The 17,455-nt window shown below is 71.9% G+C and carries 15 protein-coding genes and 1 pseudogene; 5 read left to right on the plus strand and 11 right to left on the minus strand.

The features are described from left to right. Together CBF90_RS11395 and CBF90_RS11400 are read left to right on the plus strand one after the other, a co-directional pair. A pseudogene (locus CBF90_RS11395) lies at positions 1-1,952 on the plus strand (immunoglobulin domain-containing protein); the annotation flags it as partial. 59 nt (positions 1,953-2,011) lie between these two features. After that, positions 2,012-2,836, plus strand: a complete 825-nt coding sequence (locus CBF90_RS11400; protein WP_064956370.1) for a UbiA family prenyltransferase — start codon at positions 2,012-2,014, stop codon at positions 2,834-2,836. Positions 2,837-2,844: 8 nt separating this feature from the next. Here CBF90_RS11400 and CBF90_RS11405 read toward each other — a convergent pair whose 3' ends face one another. From CBF90_RS11405 to CBF90_RS11420, 4 genes are all read right to left on the minus strand, one after another. Then, complete coding sequence (locus CBF90_RS11405; protein ID WP_088380645.1) at positions 2,845-4,002, minus strand: NAD(P)/FAD-dependent oxidoreductase; 1,158 nt, start codon at positions 4,000-4,002, stop codon at positions 2,845-2,847. Further along, on the minus strand, positions 3,995-4,693 hold the full coding sequence (locus tag CBF90_RS11410) for a methyltransferase domain-containing protein (protein WP_088380646.1): 699 nt from the start codon (positions 4,691-4,693) through the stop codon (positions 3,995-3,997). Before CBF90_RS11410 ends, CBF90_RS11405 begins: the two co-directional genes overlap by 8 nt. Then, the gene (locus tag CBF90_RS11415; RefSeq protein WP_088380647.1) at positions 4,684-5,901 is read right to left on the minus strand and encodes a type III polyketide synthase; all 1,218 of its coding nucleotides are present in this window, start codon (positions 5,899-5,901) and stop codon (positions 4,684-4,686) included. The genes CBF90_RS11410 and CBF90_RS11415 overlap by 10 nt, the downstream gene beginning before the upstream one ends. Before the next feature lie 103 nt (positions 5,902-6,004). Continuing rightward, positions 6,005-6,586, minus strand: a complete 582-nt coding sequence (locus tag CBF90_RS11420; protein ID WP_088380648.1) for a nitroreductase family protein — start codon at positions 6,584-6,586, stop codon at positions 6,005-6,007. A 134-nt stretch (positions 6,587-6,720) separates the two neighbouring features. Here CBF90_RS11420 and CBF90_RS11425 point away from each other — a divergent pair, with 134 nt between their 5' ends. After that, a complete protein-coding gene (locus tag CBF90_RS11425; RefSeq protein WP_023952800.1) occupies positions 6,721-7,110 on the plus strand; it encodes a VOC family protein in 390 nt (129 codons plus the stop codon). A 52-nt stretch (positions 7,111-7,162) separates the two neighbouring features. Here CBF90_RS11425 and CBF90_RS11430 read toward each other — a convergent pair whose 3' ends face one another. The 5 genes from CBF90_RS11430 to CBF90_RS11450 form a co-directional block, all read right to left on the minus strand. After that, entirely contained in the window at positions 7,163-8,251 is a 1,089-nt protein-coding gene (locus CBF90_RS11430; RefSeq protein WP_064956365.1) for an ABC transporter permease, read from the minus strand. Then, positions 8,248-9,144 carry an ABC transporter ATP-binding protein gene (locus CBF90_RS11435; RefSeq protein WP_023952797.1) on the minus strand — a complete coding sequence of 299 codons (897 nt, stop codon included), beginning with the start codon at positions 9,142-9,144 and terminating at the stop codon, positions 8,248-8,250. Before CBF90_RS11435 ends, CBF90_RS11430 begins: the two co-directional genes overlap by 4 nt. 135 nt (positions 9,145-9,279) lie before the next feature. Next, positions 9,280-10,044: an ABC transporter ATP-binding protein gene (locus CBF90_RS11440; protein ID WP_088380649.1), complete on the minus strand. Its 765-nt coding sequence runs from the start codon at positions 10,042-10,044 to the stop codon at positions 9,280-9,282. Then, positions 10,041-11,099 (minus strand): iron ABC transporter permease, encoded by a 1,059-nt coding sequence (locus CBF90_RS11445; protein ID WP_064956363.1) that lies wholly within the window; start codon positions 11,097-11,099, stop codon positions 10,041-10,043. The genes CBF90_RS11440 and CBF90_RS11445 overlap by 4 nt, the downstream gene beginning before the upstream one ends. Next, positions 11,069-12,112: an ABC transporter substrate-binding protein gene (locus CBF90_RS11450; RefSeq protein ID WP_242435664.1), complete on the minus strand. Its 1,044-nt coding sequence runs from the start codon at positions 12,110-12,112 to the stop codon at positions 11,069-11,071. Before CBF90_RS11450 ends, CBF90_RS11445 begins: the two co-directional genes overlap by 31 nt. Positions 12,113-12,193: 81 nt before the next feature. Between CBF90_RS11450 and CBF90_RS11455 the strand changes: the two genes are divergently transcribed. Both CBF90_RS11455 and CBF90_RS11460 read left to right on the plus strand, forming a co-directional pair. Continuing rightward, positions 12,194-14,005, plus strand: a complete 1,812-nt coding sequence (locus CBF90_RS11455) for a glycoside hydrolase family 15 protein (protein WP_088380650.1) — start codon at positions 12,194-12,196, stop codon at positions 14,003-14,005. A gap of 73 nt (positions 14,006-14,078) precedes the next feature. Beyond that, a complete protein-coding gene (locus tag CBF90_RS11460; protein WP_237049116.1) occupies positions 14,079-15,413 on the plus strand; it encodes a DUF2029 domain-containing protein in 1,335 nt (444 codons plus the stop codon). Between the two features lie 4 nt (positions 15,414-15,417). Here the strand turns inward: CBF90_RS11460 and CBF90_RS11465 are convergent, their stop codons facing one another. Next, positions 15,418-16,116: a response regulator transcription factor gene (locus CBF90_RS11465; RefSeq protein ID WP_258039050.1), complete on the minus strand. Its 699-nt coding sequence runs from the start codon at positions 16,114-16,116 to the stop codon at positions 15,418-15,420. Continuing rightward, positions 16,113-17,399, minus strand: coding sequence for a sensor histidine kinase (locus CBF90_RS11470; protein ID WP_088380652.1), 1,287 nt, complete (start codon positions 17,397-17,399; stop codon positions 16,113-16,115). The genes CBF90_RS11465 and CBF90_RS11470 overlap by 4 nt, the downstream gene beginning before the upstream one ends. Positions 17,400-17,455 lie beyond the last annotated feature (56 nt).

Here is a 17,455-nt window from a genome sequence, read left to right on the forward strand (position 1 = left end):
ACGCGGCGACGCTGACGGTGAATCCGGTGCGTCCGGTGGTGACGGAGCATCCAGGGCCGGCGGGGGTGCCGGCGGGGTCTGCGGCGGAGTTCTCGGCGGCGTTCGGTGGGACGGATGCTGAGACGACGGTGCAGTGGCAGTTCTCGACGGATGGTGGGGCGACGTTCAGCTATGTGCCTGCGGGGGTGGGGCCGAACGGGGCTCAGTCGATCCCGCTGATCGTCGACCCGGTGACGCCGGAGATGGATGGCTGGCTGTATCGGGCGCGGTTCACGAACGCTGCGGGGTCGGCGTGGTCGGACGCGGCGCGGTTGACGGTGGCGGCGGTGTGGCCGGATGTGGTCGGTCAGGCGGTTGCCGGCGGCGAGGTCGAGGTACGGATTTACAACATCAACGAGTCCGTCGGCGGGACGATGGAGGTCACCGCTCCCGCGGGGACTCGTATCACGAGCGTGCGCACGAACGCATCCTCTGCCATCAGCTTCACCATCTCCGAAGACGGAGGTTCGGCGGTGAGCGATCGGGTCATCGGCACCTGGAGCGGATCGGGGCCGAGCGTATGGCTAACGCTGCGGGTGGACCCCGACGCGGTTCCCGGCTCGGTCCTCAGCGGGGGGCAGGCTCGCGTCGTCGGTGTTAGCGGAACTGTCAATATGGTGACGCGGATCGCGGTCGAGGTGCTGGGGGCTCCCGAGGTGACGCAGCATCCGCGGGACGTGGATGTCGTCGAGGGGCAGGGCGCCGTGCTGAGTGCCGCTGCGTCGGGGCATCCTGCGCCGGCCGTGCAGTGGCAGACGTCCGCGGATGCTGGGGCGACGTGGGTCGATGTCGACGGCGCGACCGGTGTCGACCTCGCGATCGACGATGTGCGGCTGTCGGTGAACGGGACGTTGTATCGGGCTGTGTTCACGAACGGTGTGGGGACGACGGTAACTGAGGCGGCGACGCTGACGGTGAATCCGGTGCGTCCGGTGGTGACGGAGCATCCAGGGCCGGCGGGGGTGCCGGCGGGGTCTGCGGCGGAGTTCTCGGCGGCGTTCGGTGGGACGGATGCTGAGACGACGGTGCAGTGGCAGTTCTCGACGGATGGTGGGGCGACGTTCAGCTATGTGCCTGCGGGGGTGGGGCCGAACGGGGCTCAGTCGATCCCGCTGATCGTCGACCCGGTGACGCCGGAGATGGATGGCTGGCTGTATCGGGCGCGGTTCACGAACGCTGCGGGGTCGGCGTGGTCGGACGCGGCGCGGTTGACGGTGGCGGCGGTGTGGCCGGATGTGGTCGGTCAGGCGGTTGCCGGCGGCGAGGTCGAGGTGCAGATCCACAGCATCGACGAGCCTCGTACCGGCGTCATGGAGGTCACTGCTCCGGAAGGCACTCGTATCACGAGTGCCCGGTCCAACGGTGTCAACATCACATTCCTGATCTCCGAGGACGGTCGGACGGCGGTGAGCTCTCGGCTGGTGAACCCGTGGGGTGGCTCCTTCCCGAGCGCGTGGGTGACGCTGCAGGTCGATCCCGATGCGCCCGCCGGGGCGATCCTCGACGGCGGGCAGGCCCGGGCCATGAGCAGTGCCGGCGTGCCCAACATGGTGATGTCGATCGCGGTGGAAGTGATCGCCGCTCCCGAGATCACGCAGCATCCGCAGGCCGTGAGCGTCGTCGAGGGGCAGGGCGCGGTGCTGAGTGCTGCTGCGACGGGGCATCCTGCGCCGGCCGTGCAGTGGCAGGCGTCCACGGATGCCGGGGCGTCGTGGGCCGACATCGACGGCGCGACCGGCGCGGAGTTCACCATCGACGACGCGCGACTGGCAATGGACGGCACGCTCTACCGGGCGGTCTTCACCAACAGCGCGGGCACCGCCGTCACGGAATCCGCGCGCCTGAGCGTGCGGGAGGTGCGCTACCTGAACCTCTCGGTGCGCCCGATCGTCCGGCTCGTCGACACCCTCTGAGCCCGTGGCCTGAGCCCCTCGCCTGTTCGCGGCTCCCACGGGCGTGAGAGTGTGGGGGAATGCGCACGGTCCGGGCCCTGTGGGGCGCCTCACATCCCGGGCCCTCCGTCGTGGTGACGGCCCTCTCCCTCGCCCTCGGCCTCGCGGCAGGGCTGGAGACCTGGCGGCTGGTGGTGCTCGTGGCATCCGTGCTGTTCGGTCAGCTCTCGATCGGCATCTCCAACGACGCGATCGACCGCGAGCGCGACCGCGCCGTCGGGCGTACCGACAAGCCGCTCGTCCGCGGCGAGGTCTCGAATCGTGCGGCGTGGATCGCGGCCGGAGCGTCCGTCGTCATCGCGCTCGGCCTCTCGGCGGTGCTCGGATGGGGGATGCTGCTCGCCCACGCCGTGACGATCGCGTCGGCCTGGTCGTACAACCTGGGGCTGAAGTCGACGTCGGTGTCGGTCGTTCCGTTCCTCGTGAGCTTCGGGCTCTTCCCCTCGCTCGCGACGCTCTCGTCGCCCGACCCCGCGCTCACGGCCCCGTTCGCCGCCGTGGCGGGGGCGGCCCTCGGCGCAGCGGTGCACCTGACGAACGTCCTGCCCGATCTCGACGACGACCGCGACACCGGCGTTCGCGGGCTGCCGCATCGTCTCGGAGCGCCCGCCTCGGTGTTCGTCGCGGTGGCCGGAATCGTCGTCGCCGCGATCGCGGTCCTGATCGGAGGAGGCAGTCAGGGCGTGCTCGCCTGGCTGTTCTTCGGCGCGGTGCTCGCGCTCGCGGTCGCCGTCGTCGTGCGGATGCGGTTGCGGGGTCCCGACCGCACCGGGTTCCGCCTCGTCATGGCCGCGGCTCTCGTGCTCGCGGCCCAACTGGTCGTGGCCGCCGGCTCGCTGCGCTGACCCGCGCATCAGCGGGCGGCGGCGTCGAGACCCATCGCGTAGGCGTTCGGCACGAGCGAGCCCGTCGCGGTGATCGCGTGCCGCAGCATGCGGGTGCGCACCGCGTGCGTAGCGGCGTTGACGGGCCGGCCGAGCCGCATGTTCACCGCGGCCAGTCGGCCCGCGGTCCGGGCCGAGCGCAGGCGGTCGCGCTCCCACGCCGCGAGGGCGGCGACGGGCTCGGTTCCGGTGCGGATCCAATCGGCGAGCAGGGGAGCCAGGGTCGCGGCGTCGAGCAGGCCGAGGTTCATGCCCTGTCCGCCGATCGGGCTGATCTCGTGCGCGGTGTCGCCGATGACCGTGACCCGGCCGCGGCGCAGAGCAGACACGAGCACGCGCCGCACGCGGAAGCCGGTGGCGCCGGTGAGCGCATCGGCGGCATCCGATTCGCCGCGATCGCGCATCGCTGCGCGCAGGCGCTGCAGGCGCGCCTCGGGCTCGTCGAACGCGGTGTCATCCCGCCCGGGCGGTGCGTCCCACGCCACGAAGCGACGGCGGTCCTCGGGCAGCGGGAAGGACTCGAGCACGCCGGATGCCGCGAGGTGCACGACGGCGACGTCGGCGTCGGGTCGTCCGGGCACGTGCGCGTCGCTCATGAGGTACCGATCCGGATAGCTGGTGCGTCGCACGGCGCTCGGCCGGAACACGAGGTCGCGTGCGCCGACGCCACCGGCGACCACCACCAGCGGCGCCGACAGCTCGCCGCCCCCGTGAGCGCCGGACGTCTCGAGCCGCACGTCGGCGGGTCCGGGCGTCACCCGCGTCACGGTGACCCCGCGCACGGCCGACGGTGCGCCGAACGCGAGAGCGCGCTCGGTGAGGGCCTGCGGGAGGGTGGCGACATACGGATGCCGGACCGACAGGCGGTCGAAGCGGACGACGCCGAGCAGCGCGCCGTCACTGCGGGCCTCTCCGCGCGAGACGCGGACCGCGTCTGCGAGGATCCGGTCGGTCGCACCGCCCTCCTCGAGCGCGGCGAGGACGGGCGCATGGAGCCCGATCGCGCGTGAGCCGTCGCCGGTGCGGTCGCGTCGTTCGAGCACGGTGACGTCGACGCCCCGCCGCGTGAGCTCGGCGGCGAGCAGCATCCCGACGGGACCGGCGCCGACGACGACGACGTCAGGCACGCCCCGCTCCCACAGCGAGCACGCGGAACGGTGCCGGTCGGACGACGTGCCACTCGCCGCGACCGGCCAGCGTCGTCCGGAGCTCCCGAGCACGGTAGCTGCGCCGGATCGACCGCAGGCCGTCGGTGCGCAGGAACGTCCCGTGCTGGAGCGGCAGGATCCCGGCTGCGTAGAGCGCGTACGCCGCGCGCCCCCGCTCGATGTCGGCGTGCAGGACGATACCCCGCGACAGAGCGAGCGAGTCGGCGATGAACGCCTCGAGCTCGGGTTCGCCGAGGTGGTGCAGCACGTGATTCGAGATGACGGCGTCGAAGCGCTCGCCGCTTGCGCGCAGTGCGGTCGAGTCGGTGCTGCGGAACTCGAGATCGGGCCGGCCGCGCTCACGTGCGACGGCGAGGGCGCGCGGGTCCGGGTCGATGCCGACCCAGCCGACGTCGAGGCCGTCGCGTTCCGCCAGCCGCGCCAGCCGGGCGGTGACGTCGCCACCGCCCGATCCGATGTCGAGGACCCGTGCGGGACGATCCAGGCGAGCGAGGGCGGGGCGCAGATGCCGGCGCCACACGGTTCCCCAGCCGCTCACGGCTCGGTTGACGACGTCGAAACGGCGCAGGGTCTGCGCGAGGGCGACCGGATCGCAGTCCGGGTCGTCCATGAGCTCGCGCAGGTCGACGTCGCGGCGCCTCAGGTCCATGACGCGACGGGTTCCGCCCGCACGGCATCCGTCGGAACGGTCTCGGCGTCCTCGGTGTCGGCTCCGGCGGCGACCCCCGCCGTGAGGAGTGCGGCCTCCATCGTGAGCCCGGGGCCGAAGGCGAGGGTCGCGATCGTCTCGCCGTCGCGCAGACCATCGCCCGCGAGCAGCGCGCGGAGGATGAACAGGATCGTTGCGCTCGACATGTTGCCGTAGTCGCGCAGCACCGCCCGCGACGCGGCGAGGGCCTCGGGCGGCAGCTCCAACCCCGACTCGACGCGGTCGAGGACGGCTCGGCCACCGGGGTGCACGGCCCACGTGTCGACCCGGGCGTCGCCGATGACGTCGGCCACCGCGGCGCGGATCTCGCGACCGATGATGCGCGGCACCTCGGCCGTCAGCACCATGTCGAAGCCGGCGTCGCCGATCGTCCAGGTCATGTCGCGCTCGCCGTCGTCGGTCACCGCGGTCGCGAACCGGTCGAGGTCGAGCCATCGCTCTCCGCGTCGCGCCGGGTCGGCGCTGACGACGGCCGCTGCGGCACCGTCGGCGAACAGCGAGGCCGCGAGGATCTGATCGGGGTCGTCGGCGATGCGGAAGTGCAGCGTGCACAGCTCGGCGCAGACCACGAGCACGACGGCGTCGGGCTGGGCTGCGCACATCCGTGCCGCGGCTCGCAGCGCGGGGACGGCGGCCGCGCAGCCGATGAACCCCAGGTGGTAGCGCTCGACGGTCGTGGGAAGGCCGAGGTCGCGCACCAGCCGGTAGTCGGGACCGGGGGCGTACATGCCGGTGCACGAGACGGTGACCACGTGCGTGATCTCGGACGGCGCGACGGATGCCGCAGACAGGGCCTCTCGCGCCGCGCGCGCCGAGAGCTCGGGGGCGAGGGCGATGTAGGTGTCGTTGCGCGTGCCCGTCGAGGGTGAGAGCAGCGCTCCGTCGCCGGAGATCACGGGAAGGGATGCCGGGTCGCCGGGAGCCGGGGCTGCGGCATCCGATCGCGCGCCTTCGGGCTCGAGCGCGTCGGCGAGATCGGTCAGCACGGTGTGCCGGGTCTCGATGGCCGAGGCGTCGAACGCCGCACGGACCAGACGCTGCGACAGTCGGCCGATGCCGGGCTGCGCGGCGAAGAGGTCGCGCACGGCGTTCTGGTGGAGCACGGCCGGCGGCACGGCGGTGCCGATCGACAGGATGCGGGCGGTCATGCTTGACGATAACCGGCCGACGGCCCCGGGGGCGCGGGGGTGTCGCACCTCACAGCCCTCGTCTATGGTGCGAGCGCCCCCCCGCGCGATGCCTGCGGGCAGCTCAGTCGTCGATGACGACCGATTCGGCCACGGGCCGGCGGGTGCGGGGCGAGAGCTCGCGCTCGCGGACGGCGGCGGGGGCAGCGTCGACGTCGCCGAGCTCACCGACGGCCATGACGGTGACGGGGATGAACGGGGCCTCGATGCCGAGCTCCACCGCGAGTGCGTCGGCGTCGAAACCGGTCATCTGGTGGGTGTAGAGGCCGTCGGCGTGGGCCTGCACGGTGAAGTGCGCGGCGGCCTGGCCGAGGTCGTAGAGCGCGGTGGGCACGGGCTTGCCGTTGTTCTCGGTCTGCGCGATGAAGACGATGAGCGCGCCCGCGGGGCCGGCCCAGGCCTGGTTGAACTCGACGAGCGTCGAGACGACCTTCTCGTGGGTCTGGGTGCCGCGTCGTGCGACGACGAAGCGCCAGGGCTGCGCGTTGAAGGCCGACGGGGCCCAGCGTGCCGCCTCCAGGGCGCTCGCGAGGGCGTCCTCGTCGACGGGGGAGATCTCGTCGTACAGGCGCGTGCTCCAGCGGGCGGCGAGGATGTCGAGGACGGGGGCGTCGGTCTCGGCGACGCGCTCTTCGATGAGGGACATGGGATTCTCCCGGGTTCGTGCGGACAGCGTCGGACTCCATCGTCCCGTCACGTGCGAACCGCGGCGCGTCCCTCGACATTCCCCGTCACGAGAAACCTCTTGCGCCGGCATCCGGTCGGGGCGAATCTGTCGGCATGAGCGCATTCACCCCCGACGGTGCCTTCAGCGGGTTCAGCGTCGACGACATCGACGCGGCCCGATCGTTCTACACCGACACCCTCGGTCTCGATGTCGAGACCAACGCCATGGGCTTCCTCGAGATCCGGCTGGCGTCGGGCGGCAGCATCCTCGTCTACGCCAAACCCGACCACACGCCCGCGAGCTTCACGATCCTGAACTTCCCGGTCGACGACATCGACGCCGCCGTCGACGAGCTCCGCGAACGCGGCGTCGACACGAAGATCTACCCCGACGAGGTGTTCCCCTCCGATGAGCGGGGCATCGTGCGCGGCGGTGGCGGCGGGCCCGACATCGCCTGGTTCCGCGACCCCGCCGGAAACGTCATCGCCGTCCTCCAGGCGTGAACCGGGAGGACGGCGATGAGGGGGGAGGGCGGGTGGCCCGCCGGTGTGCGGCTCAGCGGCGCAGGGCCTCGCTGAGCTTGACGCGGGCGCCCATGCGCAGGAGCGAGTTCTCGTAGATCTTCGCTCCCACGAGGATCGCGCCGACGCAGGTCAGGAGCAGGATCGCGAGCGAGAGCAGCGGCTCCCACCACAGCGCGTCGCCGAGGAACAGGCGCATCGGCATGCCGACCGGTGCCGAGAAGGGCACGTACGACATGATCCCGAGGATCAGGGGGTTGTTCCAGGCGAAGATGACGAGGAAGTACGGCGCCATGACGAGCAGGATGAGCGGTGTCGTGGTCGCCCCGATGTCCTCCTGGCGGGAGACCATCGCGGCGGCCGCGGCGAACAGGGCGGCCAGCAGCACGAAGCCGAACAGGAAGAACACCGCGAACCAGGCGATGGGCGCGCCGATGCCCGTGAGCAGCGCGGTCTGATCCGTGACCGTCAGCCCGATCACCGCCACGGCGGCGAGGATGAGGATCTGCCCCATCGCCAGTACCGTGTTGCCGATCACCTTGCCCGCCAGCAGTGCCCGGACGGGCACGGCCGAGATCAGCAGCTCGACGACGCGGGTCTGCTTCTCCTCGACGACCGACTGCGCGATCGTCGCACCGAAGGTCTGCGCCGAGATGAAGAAGATCGCGCCGAACCCGATCGCCACGATGTAGCCGAGGAATCCGGCGTCGCCGGAGGGGTCGAGCAGCTCGACCTTCGGCAGCTGCGCGAGCGACATGAGGATGGTGTTCGACACCGACGTGTCGCCGATGACGACGTATCCGCTGGGGGCGGACGCGTCGGCGACGACCGCGGCGTCGACGTCGCCGTCGCGCACGGCGCTCTCGGCGGCCGCCCGGTCGGCGACGTCCTTCACGTCGAGGCCGGGGGCGTTCTGGACGTACGAGGCGGCGTCCGGGGTCACCGCGACGGGTGAGCCGCTGTCGTCCCCCGCCGAGAAACCGCCCCAGATCACGAGCGCGAGCGCGCCGAGGAAGAGGATGGCGAACGAGATGACGAAAGACTTGCTGCGCAGCTTCGAGCCGATCTCGCGCTCGGCGACGAGCCAGGTGCTCTGGGCGAATGAGGGGGATGCGGCGCTCACGGGGCGACCTCCTGGATGACTTCGGTGAAGATCTGGGCGAGGGAGGGATGCCGCGGCGTGAAGCTCGCGACGTCGCCGTGCTCGACGGCGCGGCGCAGCACGCGCTGAGCCGTCTCGTCGGCATCGACGTCGAACAGGGCGTAGCCGCCGTCGAACTCGACGACCTCGACGCCCGGCTCGGTGCGGATCCAGCCGGCGTCCCCCGTCGAGACGAGCTCGTAGCGGTGCCCCTGGTGCTCGCGGCGGAGCCCCTCACGGGTGCCGGCGGCGCGGATGGTGCCGCCGGCGATGATGACGAGGTCGTCGCAGAGACGCTCGACGACGTCGAGCTGGTGCGACGAGAACAGCACGCCGACGCCCTGGGCGGCCCGGGTCTGCAGGACACCGGCCACGACATCGACGGCGAGGGGGTCGAGACCCGAGAACGGCTCGTCGAGGATCAGGACCTCGGGGTCGTGCACGAGAGCGGCGGCGATCTGCGCGCGCTGCTGGTTGCCGAGCGACAGCGTCTCGATGTTGTCGTTCAGGCGCTCGCCGAGGCCGAGCTCCTCGAGCAGGGCCCGGGCACGCGACGTGGCCTCCGGCTTGGAGAAGCCGTGCAGCCGGGCCAGGTACACGATCTGCTCGAGAACCTTCATCTTGGGGTACAGGCCCCGCTCTTCGGGCATGTACCCGAAGCGGCGGCGGTCGGCAGCGGTCACCGGCGACCCGTCGAGGGTGACCTCGCCCCGGTCGCGGGAGAGCACGCCGAGCATGATGCGCATCGTCGTGGTCTTGCCCGCTCCGTTGCCGCCGACGAAGCCGGTCAGCCGTCCGTCGGGCACTCGGAACCCCACGTCGTCGAGCACGCGGTGCGTGCCGTAGTTCTTGGTGATGCCGCTCAGTTCGAGCATTCCGCCTCCTTAGCCGATGACTCCACGCTAGGGAGCGAGCGGGGGCGGGCGGATCCCCCGTACGGCGGATCGTGGGCCGTGCGGCCCCGCCCGGCGGGGGAGCCGCACGGTGGAGTGGGGCAGGCGACGACCGGGTCAGCGGCGCAGGAAGGTGATGACGGGATGCCCGTCCCGTGGGTCAGCGGTGACCTCGGCGGCCACCCCGTAGACGTCGGCGATGAGCTCGGCGGTCAGCACATCGGCGGGGGCTCCGGCGGCGACCACCCGGCCCGACCGCAGCACCATCACGGCATCGCAGTACATCGTGGCGAGGTTCAGGTCGTGGATCGCGACGATGCACGTGACGGGCAGGTCGCAGACGAGCTCGAGGAGGTCGAGCTGATGCCGGATGTCGAGGTGGTTCGTGGGCTCGTCGAGCAGCAGCTCGCGCGGCTCCTGAGCGAGAGCGCGGGCGATCTGCGCGCGCTGGCGCTCGCCGCCCGAGAGGGTGTGCCAGAGCCGATCGGCTCGATCGGTGAGGGCGACGTGCTCCAGAGCACGGTCGATCGCGGCCTCGTCCGCCGCGGGGTCGCCGCCGAACGCGGTGCGGTGCGGGATGCGGCCGAGGCGCACGACCTCACGCACGGTGATGTCGACCTCGGTGTCGGCGTGCTGCGTCACCGCGGCGACGGCACGCGCGACGCGCCGCCGGCCGAGGGAGGCGAGGTCCTCGTCGTCGAGGGTCACGAGACCGGCATCCGGCCGGACGAGCCCGTGCAGCAGGCGCAGCAGCGACGACTTGCCCGATCCGTTGGGGCCGAGCAGGCCGAGCGTCCGCCCCGGCTCGGGGTGCACGCTCACGCCGTCGACGACGAGCGTTCCCGAGCGCGTCCACGACAGGTCGCGTGCGGCGAGGGTCATGCGCGGTTCCTCCGGCGGGCGAGCAGGGCGATGAAGACGGGCACGCCGACCAGCGCGGTGCCGACGCCGACGGGAAGGGGGGTCGGTGAGAACGCGACGCGCGAGCCGGCATCCACCCACACCATGAAGACCGCTCCGGCGACGACCGTGGTGGGGATGAGTCGGCCGTGGCGCGACCCGACGAGCAGGCGCGCCATGTGCGGAAGGACGAGGCCGACGAACCCGATCGCGCCGGCGACGCTCACGAGGGTGGCGGTGATCAGCGCCGTCGTCACCAGCAGGATGCCGCGCGTGCGTGCGATGTGGATGCCGAGGGAAGCCGCGACCTCGTCACCGAAGACGAAGGCGTCGAGGGCCGAGGCGTAGCGCAGGCACAGCAGGGAGCCCAGCCCGACGACGACGGCGCACAGCACCACGTCGTCCCAGCGGATGCCCTCGAGCGAGCCGAGAAGCCAGAACATCACGCCGCGGGTCTCGTCGGCGTCGGCGAACGCGAAGATCACGAGCGAGGTGAGCGCCGAGAACAGCTGCGTGCTCGCGACACCGGCCAGGACGACGCGGTCGTTGCCGCCGCCGGCGAGGCGTGAGAGCAGCAGCACCACCGCGAAGGCGACGAGCGCGCCGATGAACGCGCCCCCGGACAGGCCGAGTGCGGCGCCGCCGAGGCCGAGCACGCCGATCGCGACGGCGCCGGTCGAGGCGCCGGACGAGATGCCGAGGATGAAGGGTTCCGCCAGGGGGTTTCGCAGGAGCGACTGCATGATGACGCCGCAGAGCCCGAGCCCGGCACCGCACGTCGCGGCGACGAGGGCGCGCGGCAGCCGCTCCTCCCAGACGATCGCGTCCTTCGCGGCCCGGACGGGGATGTCGGTCAGACCGAGGTGGTTGGTGATGATGTCGCGCACGTTGACGAGCAGGATGTCCGCCGGGCCGAGGGTGATCGCGACGCCGACCGAGACGACGAGCAGCAGGATGCCGCCGCCGAGCAGCGCGGCTGTGGCGAGGGGGCCGCGGGTGCGGGCGCTCAGAGCTCGTCCCGGTGCTCGGCCATCCAGCTCTCGATCTTCTCGAGCCCGTCGACGAAGCGGATCGAGGGGTTCAGCTCGGCGCCGTGCAGCGCGATGTACCGCTGATTGCGCACCGCATCGATCGTGCGTGTGAGCGGATCCGACTCGAGGAAGGCGACCTTGTCGTCGAGCCGGTCGCCGGGGAACCGGTCGCGCTGCAGGTCTCCGAGGACGAGCACCTGCGGGTCGCGGTCGACGAGGTCCTCCCAGGTCGTGGCTGGCCAGTCGTCGTCGAGGTCGGCGTAGACGTTGGTGAACCCGGTCGTCGAAGCGAGCAGCGCCGCCGATCCGAGACCGCCGGCGACGTACGGCGTCTTGGTGTCGGCGAACCAGAAGGCGACGGTGGCGCCGGAGGCATCGATGCCCGCCGTCGCCGCCGCAGCGCGCGAGCGCAGGTCGTCGACGAGCTTGTCAGCGCGGTCGGACACGTCGAAGATCCGACCCAGCTCGGTGATCTCCTGGTAGAGCGCGTCGACGGTGAGGGCTGTGGTGCGGGTGCCGCCGCCGTTGATGCTGACGCCGTTGTCGCAGTCGGTCGGCGAGAGGTAGCTGCCGATCCCGGTCTCGTCGAACCGGTCGCGCGTCGCGACGCCGCCCTGCGTGAAGTGCCGTCCGAACGAGGCGGTGACGAAGTCCGGGTCGGCACCGAGCACGACCTCGTAGGTGGGCGCGTTGTCGGCCAGGCGGGGCACCTTCTCGTTCGCCTCGGCGAGGGCGGGCAGGATCGGGTCGGTCCACGAAGCCGTGCCCACGATCCGGTCCTCGAGCCCGAGCGAGAGCAGAATCTCGGTCGAGTTCTGATCGAGCGAGACGATGCGCTGGGGTGCGGCATCCACCGTGACGGTGCGGCCGCAGTTCTCGATCGTCAGGGGGTAGGACGTCTCGCCGTTGCCGGCCGGGGTGGCCGCGCCGGCCGGGACGACCTCCGATGCGCCGCACCCCGTGAGAGCGAGAGCGACGAGCGGAACGATGGTGAGGCTGACCAGGTGACGAAGACGCACCGGAGAAGGATAGCCTCGCCTAATAAGCGTCCGCGAATCGTCGTGTTGGCGGATCCGGCCCGCGGGCGCGATGATGCGAGGATGCCCGCACCGATCGAGCGCTACGCCCTCCTCAGCAACTGCCGCAGCGCGGCGCTCGTGTCCGACCGGGGCGACCTCGACTGGCTGTGCCTTCCCCGCTACGACTCGGGATCGATCTTCGGGGCGCTGCTCGGCGACCACTCGCACGGATGCTGGAGCGTGCGGCCCCGCGACCCGGACGCGACCGCGACGCGGCGCTACGACGGTGACACGTTCGTGCTCGTGACCCGGTGGGAGTGCGCCGGCGGCGTCGCCGAGGTGCACGAGTTCATGCCGGTCCTCGACGGGGTCGATGCGGTCGTCCGGCGCGTCGTCGGCGTCGCGGGCCAGGTCGACTTCGTGAGCGAGGTGCGGTTGCGGTTCGATTACGCGCGGGCCGTTCCCTGGGTGCGGCAGATCGGCGCGGGGGACACCTCCGATGCGCTGCCGATGGGCGTCCTGCTCGCGGTGGCGGGGCCCGATGCCGTCACGCTGCGCGGCCCGCGGCTCGTCGCCCAGGACACGATGCACCGCGGCGAGTTCCGTGTCGAGGCGGGCCGCACCGTCGACTCGGTGCTGCGCTGGGAGGCCTCGTACCGTGACGTTCCGCAGCCGTTCGACGTCGACGACGCCCTCGACCGCACACGCGGGTGGTGGACGACCTGGGCGCGGCGCATCCGTGACGGCGGGCGGTGGGGCGACCGGGTGCTGCGCTCCATGCTCGTGCTGCGGGCGCTCACCCACGCCGAGACGGGCGGCATCGTCGCCGCCGCGACGACCTCGCTGCCGGAGGACTTCGGTGGTTCGCGCAACTGGGACTACCGGTACGTGTGGCTGCGTGACGCCGCTCTCACCCTCGAGGCCTACATCTCGCACGGCTATCTCGAGGCCGCGGCGCGCTGGCGCGACTGGCTGCTGCGGGCGGTGGCCGGCGACCCGGCCGACGTGCAGATCATGTACGGCATCGCGGGGGAGCGCGACCTGCCCGAGCGCGAGCTGGAGAGCCTTCCCGGCTATGCAGGGTCGTCGCCGGTGCGCGTCGGCAACGGCGCGGTCGACCAGTACCAGGCCGACGTCATCGGCGAGGTGATGGTCGCTCTCGAAGCCGCCCGGATCGCCGGCGTCACCGAGACGTCGTTCTCGTGGGCGCTGCAGCGCGCGCTGCTCGATCAGGCCGTCGCCTGGCTCGACCGACCCGATCACGGCATCTGGGAGATCCGCGGCGAACCGCAGATGTTCACCCATTCGCGCGCGATGATCTGGGCCGCGCTCGATCGAGGCGTCCGGGCCGTGGAGGAGCACGGGCTCGACGGCGATCCCGCCAGGTGGCGGGGTCTGCGGGACCGCGTGCGCGCCGAGATCGACGCGCACGGTGTGGATGCCGCCGGCGGCCACTTCACGCAGCACTTCCGCACCGACGAGGTCGACGCATCGCTGCTGCTGCTCCCGGCCGTCGGGTTCTGCGCCCCCGACGATCCGCGCATGCTCGCGACCGTCGCCCGCATCGAGAGCACGCTGCTGCGCGAGGGCCTCGTGATGCGCTACCGCACCGAGGCCGGCGTCGACGGGCTGGCCGGCACGGAGCATCCCTTCCTCGCCTGCTCGTTCTGGCTCGTCGAGCAGTACGCGGCGACTGGACGCATCGACGACGCCACCGCGCTCATGGACCGCTTGTGCGGGCTCGCGAACGACGTCGGACTGCTGTCGGAGGAGTACGACGTCACTGGAGGAAGACAGGCGGGTAACACCCCTCAGGCGCTGTCTCATCTCGCGCTCGTGGGCGCGGCCGATGCGCTGGCGGGCCACGGCGGACGCGCGGCGCACCGCCGATGAGCCGATCCGGGCCGCCGGCCGGCGCCGCCCGGGCGTTCATCGTGCAGATATGCGCGGGGCCTATGATGCCCGGGTGACGTCTCTTCCGGCATCCCCCCGCCGCTCGACGCGCCGCCATCGATTGGCGGCGTTCGGCCGAACCCGTCGAGGTCTCGTCACCGGATTCGTGGCCTTCCACGCCGCCTACATCCTCGCCCTCCTGCCCCTCATCATCGCGGGCGGCACGGAGGGCGATCTGCCGCTGTACCGGCAGTGGGCGCAGGATGCCGTGCAGGGGACCTGGCCCATCATCGACTTCGAGTGGGTGTACCCGGCGGGCGCGCTGCTGCCGATCGTCGCGCCGATCGCGCTCGGCCCCTACCTGTATCAGCTCGTCTGGCTGCTCATGCTCGCCGGTGCCAACTGGCTCGCACTCGCCGCGATCGCCGGCGCGCGGCTGCAGCGGCGCTCGGCTTACCCGGCCGCCTGGTACTGGCTGCTCAGCATTCTGCTTCTCGCTCCCGTGTCGATGCTGCGCCTGGAGGGGGTCGCCGCGCCGCTCGCCATCGCCGGGCTCGTCTGGGTCTCGCGGCGGCCCGTTGTGGCCGGAGCGCTCATCGCCCTGGCGACCTGGATCAAGGTCTGGCCCGCCGCCATCGCGGCCGCCGTGGTCGCTGTGTGCCGCAGCCGCTGGTGGGTCGCCCTGGGCGGCATCGCGGCGAGCGTCGTCATCATGGTCGCCATCGTCCTCGCGGGTGGTGCCTCGAACCTCTTCAGCTTCCTGACGATTCAGGGAACGCGTGCGCCGCAGCTCGAAGCGCCCGTTGCGACCCCCTGGGTCTGGGCGACGATCTGGGAGATGCCCGGAGCGCGGATCCAGCAGAACGACGAGCTCGCGACCCGCGAGGTGGTCGGATACGGGGCGATGGCCGCCGGAGAGATCGTGGGGTGGCTCATGATCGTCGCATTCGCGGGGATCGCCGTGCTCCTGGTGCGTGCGCGGATGACCTGGGTCGCCGGCGCGCCGCGCACCGAGCTCGCGGAGGGACGCCTCGTCGTGCTCGGGGCCTTCGCTCTCACCGCGGCGCTCATCGTCTTCAACAAGGTCGGCTCGCCGCAGTACATGCTGTGGCTCGCCCCGATCGTCGTGGTCGGTCTCCTCGTCGATCCCGACCGGTGGCGGGCACCGGCGAAGTGGATGGCGGTGACGAGCTTCCTCACGACCCTCGTCTTCCCGATCTTCTACATGCCTCTCGTCCGAGCCGATCCCTTCGCGGCGAGCCTGCTTCTCGCCCGGAACGTGCTGCTGGTCGGACTGTTCATCTGGAGCATCCAGGCGCTCTGGCGCGTCGCGATGCCGCGCGCGGTCCGGCCCCTCTCGATGCCGTTGCCGCGCCCCTCGCGCTCGCCCGTCTCAGACCCGGCCTGAACCGTCAGGCCCAGCCGTTGCGGTGAGCCAGGACGACGGCGGCCACGCGGTCGCGGGCGCCGAGCTTGATGAGGATGTTCGACACGTGCGTCTTCACCGTGGCGTCGCCGATGAAGAGCTCGCGCGCGATCTCGGCGTTGCTGAGCGCCCGCGCGAGGAGGCGCAGCACCTCCGCCTCGCGCTCGGTGAGGCCGTGATCGGCAGGAGTCGACGTCGGCGGCGCGGCGGGTGCTTCGACGGCCGAGGCGGTCGCGTCGGGCGGGCCGCCCGCGAAGCGCTCGATGACCCGCCGCGTGACCTCCGGAGCGAGGAGGGCGTCACCGGCGGCGGCCACCCGCACGGCGGCGGCGAGCTCCTCGGGCCCGGCGTTCTTCAGCAGGAAGCCGCTGGCCCCGGCCTGCAACGCCTGAAAGAGGTAGTCGTCGCGGTCGAAGGTCGTCACGACGACGACTGCGCTGGAGTTGCGCGGGTCGGCGACGATGCGGCGGGTCGCTTCGAGCCCGTCGAGGACGGGCATCTGAACGTCCATGAAGACGACGTCCGGCTGCAGGCGCGCGACCGTCTCGACGGCCTCGGCGCCGTCGCCGGCCTCGCCCACGACGGCGATGTCGCCGCTCGCCTCGAGGATCATGCGGAATCCGGCCCGCATGACGGCATGGTCGTCGACGAGCACTACCGACGTGGGCGTGGCGGTGGAGCTCACGCGAGAACCTCCTCGGCGCTCGGCTGGGACGACCGCGCACTCGCGGGAACACGGGCCCGGACGAGGAATCCCCCACGCGGACGCGGTGCCGCCTCGAGCCATCCGCCCGACGCAGCCGCGCGCTCGCGCATGCCCACGAGGCCGAGGCCCGGTGTCGATCCGAACCGCACGCGCCCGTCGTTGGCGACCTCGAGCTCGATCTCGTCGCCGTCGAACCGCAGGCGCACGTCGGCGCGCGCGTCGGGCCCGCCGTGGCGGCGGGCGTTCGTCAGCGCCTCCTGCGCGATGCGGTAGAGGTTCACCTGCGCGACCTCGGATGCCGCGACCGGCTCGCCCACGACAGCGAAGGTGGTCGGCATACCGTTCTCCTCGGAGTACCGTACGAGCTCCTCGATCGCGTCGAGCCGCAGCGTCGAGTCATGCGGGGCCGTGGCATCCGGGGTCCGCAGCGTCTCGAGCAGCTGCCGCAGCTCCGTCAGCGACGCCCGTGCCGACTCCTCGACCACGGTGAGCGCGCGCCGCGCCGCGTCGGGGTCGCGGTCGAGCACCGTGCGTGCGGCGCCGGCCTGCACGCCCATCGCCGAGACGTGGTGCGCGACGACGTCGTGCAGCTCGCGGGCGATGCGGACGCGGTCGAGCGCGACCGCTTGGGCCGCAGTGATCTCGCGCTCGTGCTCGAGCTCGCGGGTGCGCTGTTCGAGCTCCTCTCGGCTGAGCGCGCCCGCGTAGGCCCGCTCGCCGAAGGCGAAGGCACCCGCGAAGAAGACGACGTTGAAGAGGAACTGCAGCATCATCATCGCTGCGACGGGGGAGAACAGCGAGAACTCCGCGGTGCTGTCGCTGCCCTGCTCGCTCGCCGCCTGGAACATCGCCGCCAGCAGCCAGAAGAACATGCCGATGATGACCACGACGCGGACGATCATCGCCCGGCGCCGGTCGACGACCCAGGCGCCGACCGAGTACATCGCGATGAACAGGGCGATGCTGCCGACGTACATCTCGGGGACGTGCACCGACATGCCGACGAAGTAGACGACCGCGACGGCGATGAGCGACATCTCCGGGATGCGGCGACGCAACGCGAGCGGCGCCGTCAGTGCGACGCAGTAGAGCAGGCCCCAGCCGAGGTGCGGGGAATCGTCTCCCCAGACCTGGGCGACGCTTCCGAGCCAGGTGCTGAGGATCGCACTCACGAGCAGCGCGGCGGCGAGCCACAGATCGTTGCGCAGTTGCTCGGGGGTCGGGGCGAGGCGCTCGTCGGGAACGGGGGTGGCCACGGACATGCCTTCCACGCTACGGGGCGCGCCGGGGCGCGGCATCCCCCGTGCGGGGGAGCCGG

This window comes from Microbacterium sp. AISO3 (assembly GCF_002204305.1).
GTDB lineage: Bacteria > Actinomycetota > Actinomycetes > Actinomycetales > Microbacteriaceae > Microbacterium > Microbacterium arborescens.

Bases quoted from the DNA above. Each gene is read 5' to 3' on its own strand.
- CBF90_RS11440 (WP_088380649.1), bottom strand. From the start codon at position 10,044: ATGACCCTCGCCGCACGCGACCTGTCGTGGACGCGCTCGGGAACGCTC.
- CBF90_RS11470 (WP_088380652.1), bottom strand. From the start codon at position 17,399: ATGTCCGTGGCCACCCCCGTTCCCGACGAGCGCCTCGCCCCGACCCCC.
- CBF90_RS11435 (WP_023952797.1), bottom strand. From the start codon at position 9,144: ATGCTCGAACTGAGCGGCATCACCAAGAACTACGGCACGCACCGCGTG.
- CBF90_RS11415 (WP_088380647.1), bottom strand. From the start codon at position 5,901: ATGACCGCCCGCATCCTGTCGATCGGCACCGCCGTGCCGCCGGCCGTG.
- CBF90_RS11420 (WP_088380648.1), bottom strand. From the start codon at position 6,586: ATGTCCCTCATCGAAGAGCGCGTCGCCGAGACCGACGCCCCCGTCCTC.
- CBF90_RS11400 (WP_064956370.1), top strand. From the start codon at position 2,012: ATGCGCACGGTCCGGGCCCTGTGGGGCGCCTCACATCCCGGGCCCTCC.
- CBF90_RS11455 (WP_088380650.1), top strand. From the start codon at position 12,194: ATGCCCGCACCGATCGAGCGCTACGCCCTCCTCAGCAACTGCCGCAGC.
- CBF90_RS11425 (WP_023952800.1), top strand. From the start codon at position 6,721: ATGAGCGCATTCACCCCCGACGGTGCCTTCAGCGGGTTCAGCGTCGAC.
- CBF90_RS11410 (WP_088380646.1), bottom strand. From the start codon at position 4,693: ATGGACCTGAGGCGCCGCGACGTCGACCTGCGCGAGCTCATGGACGAC.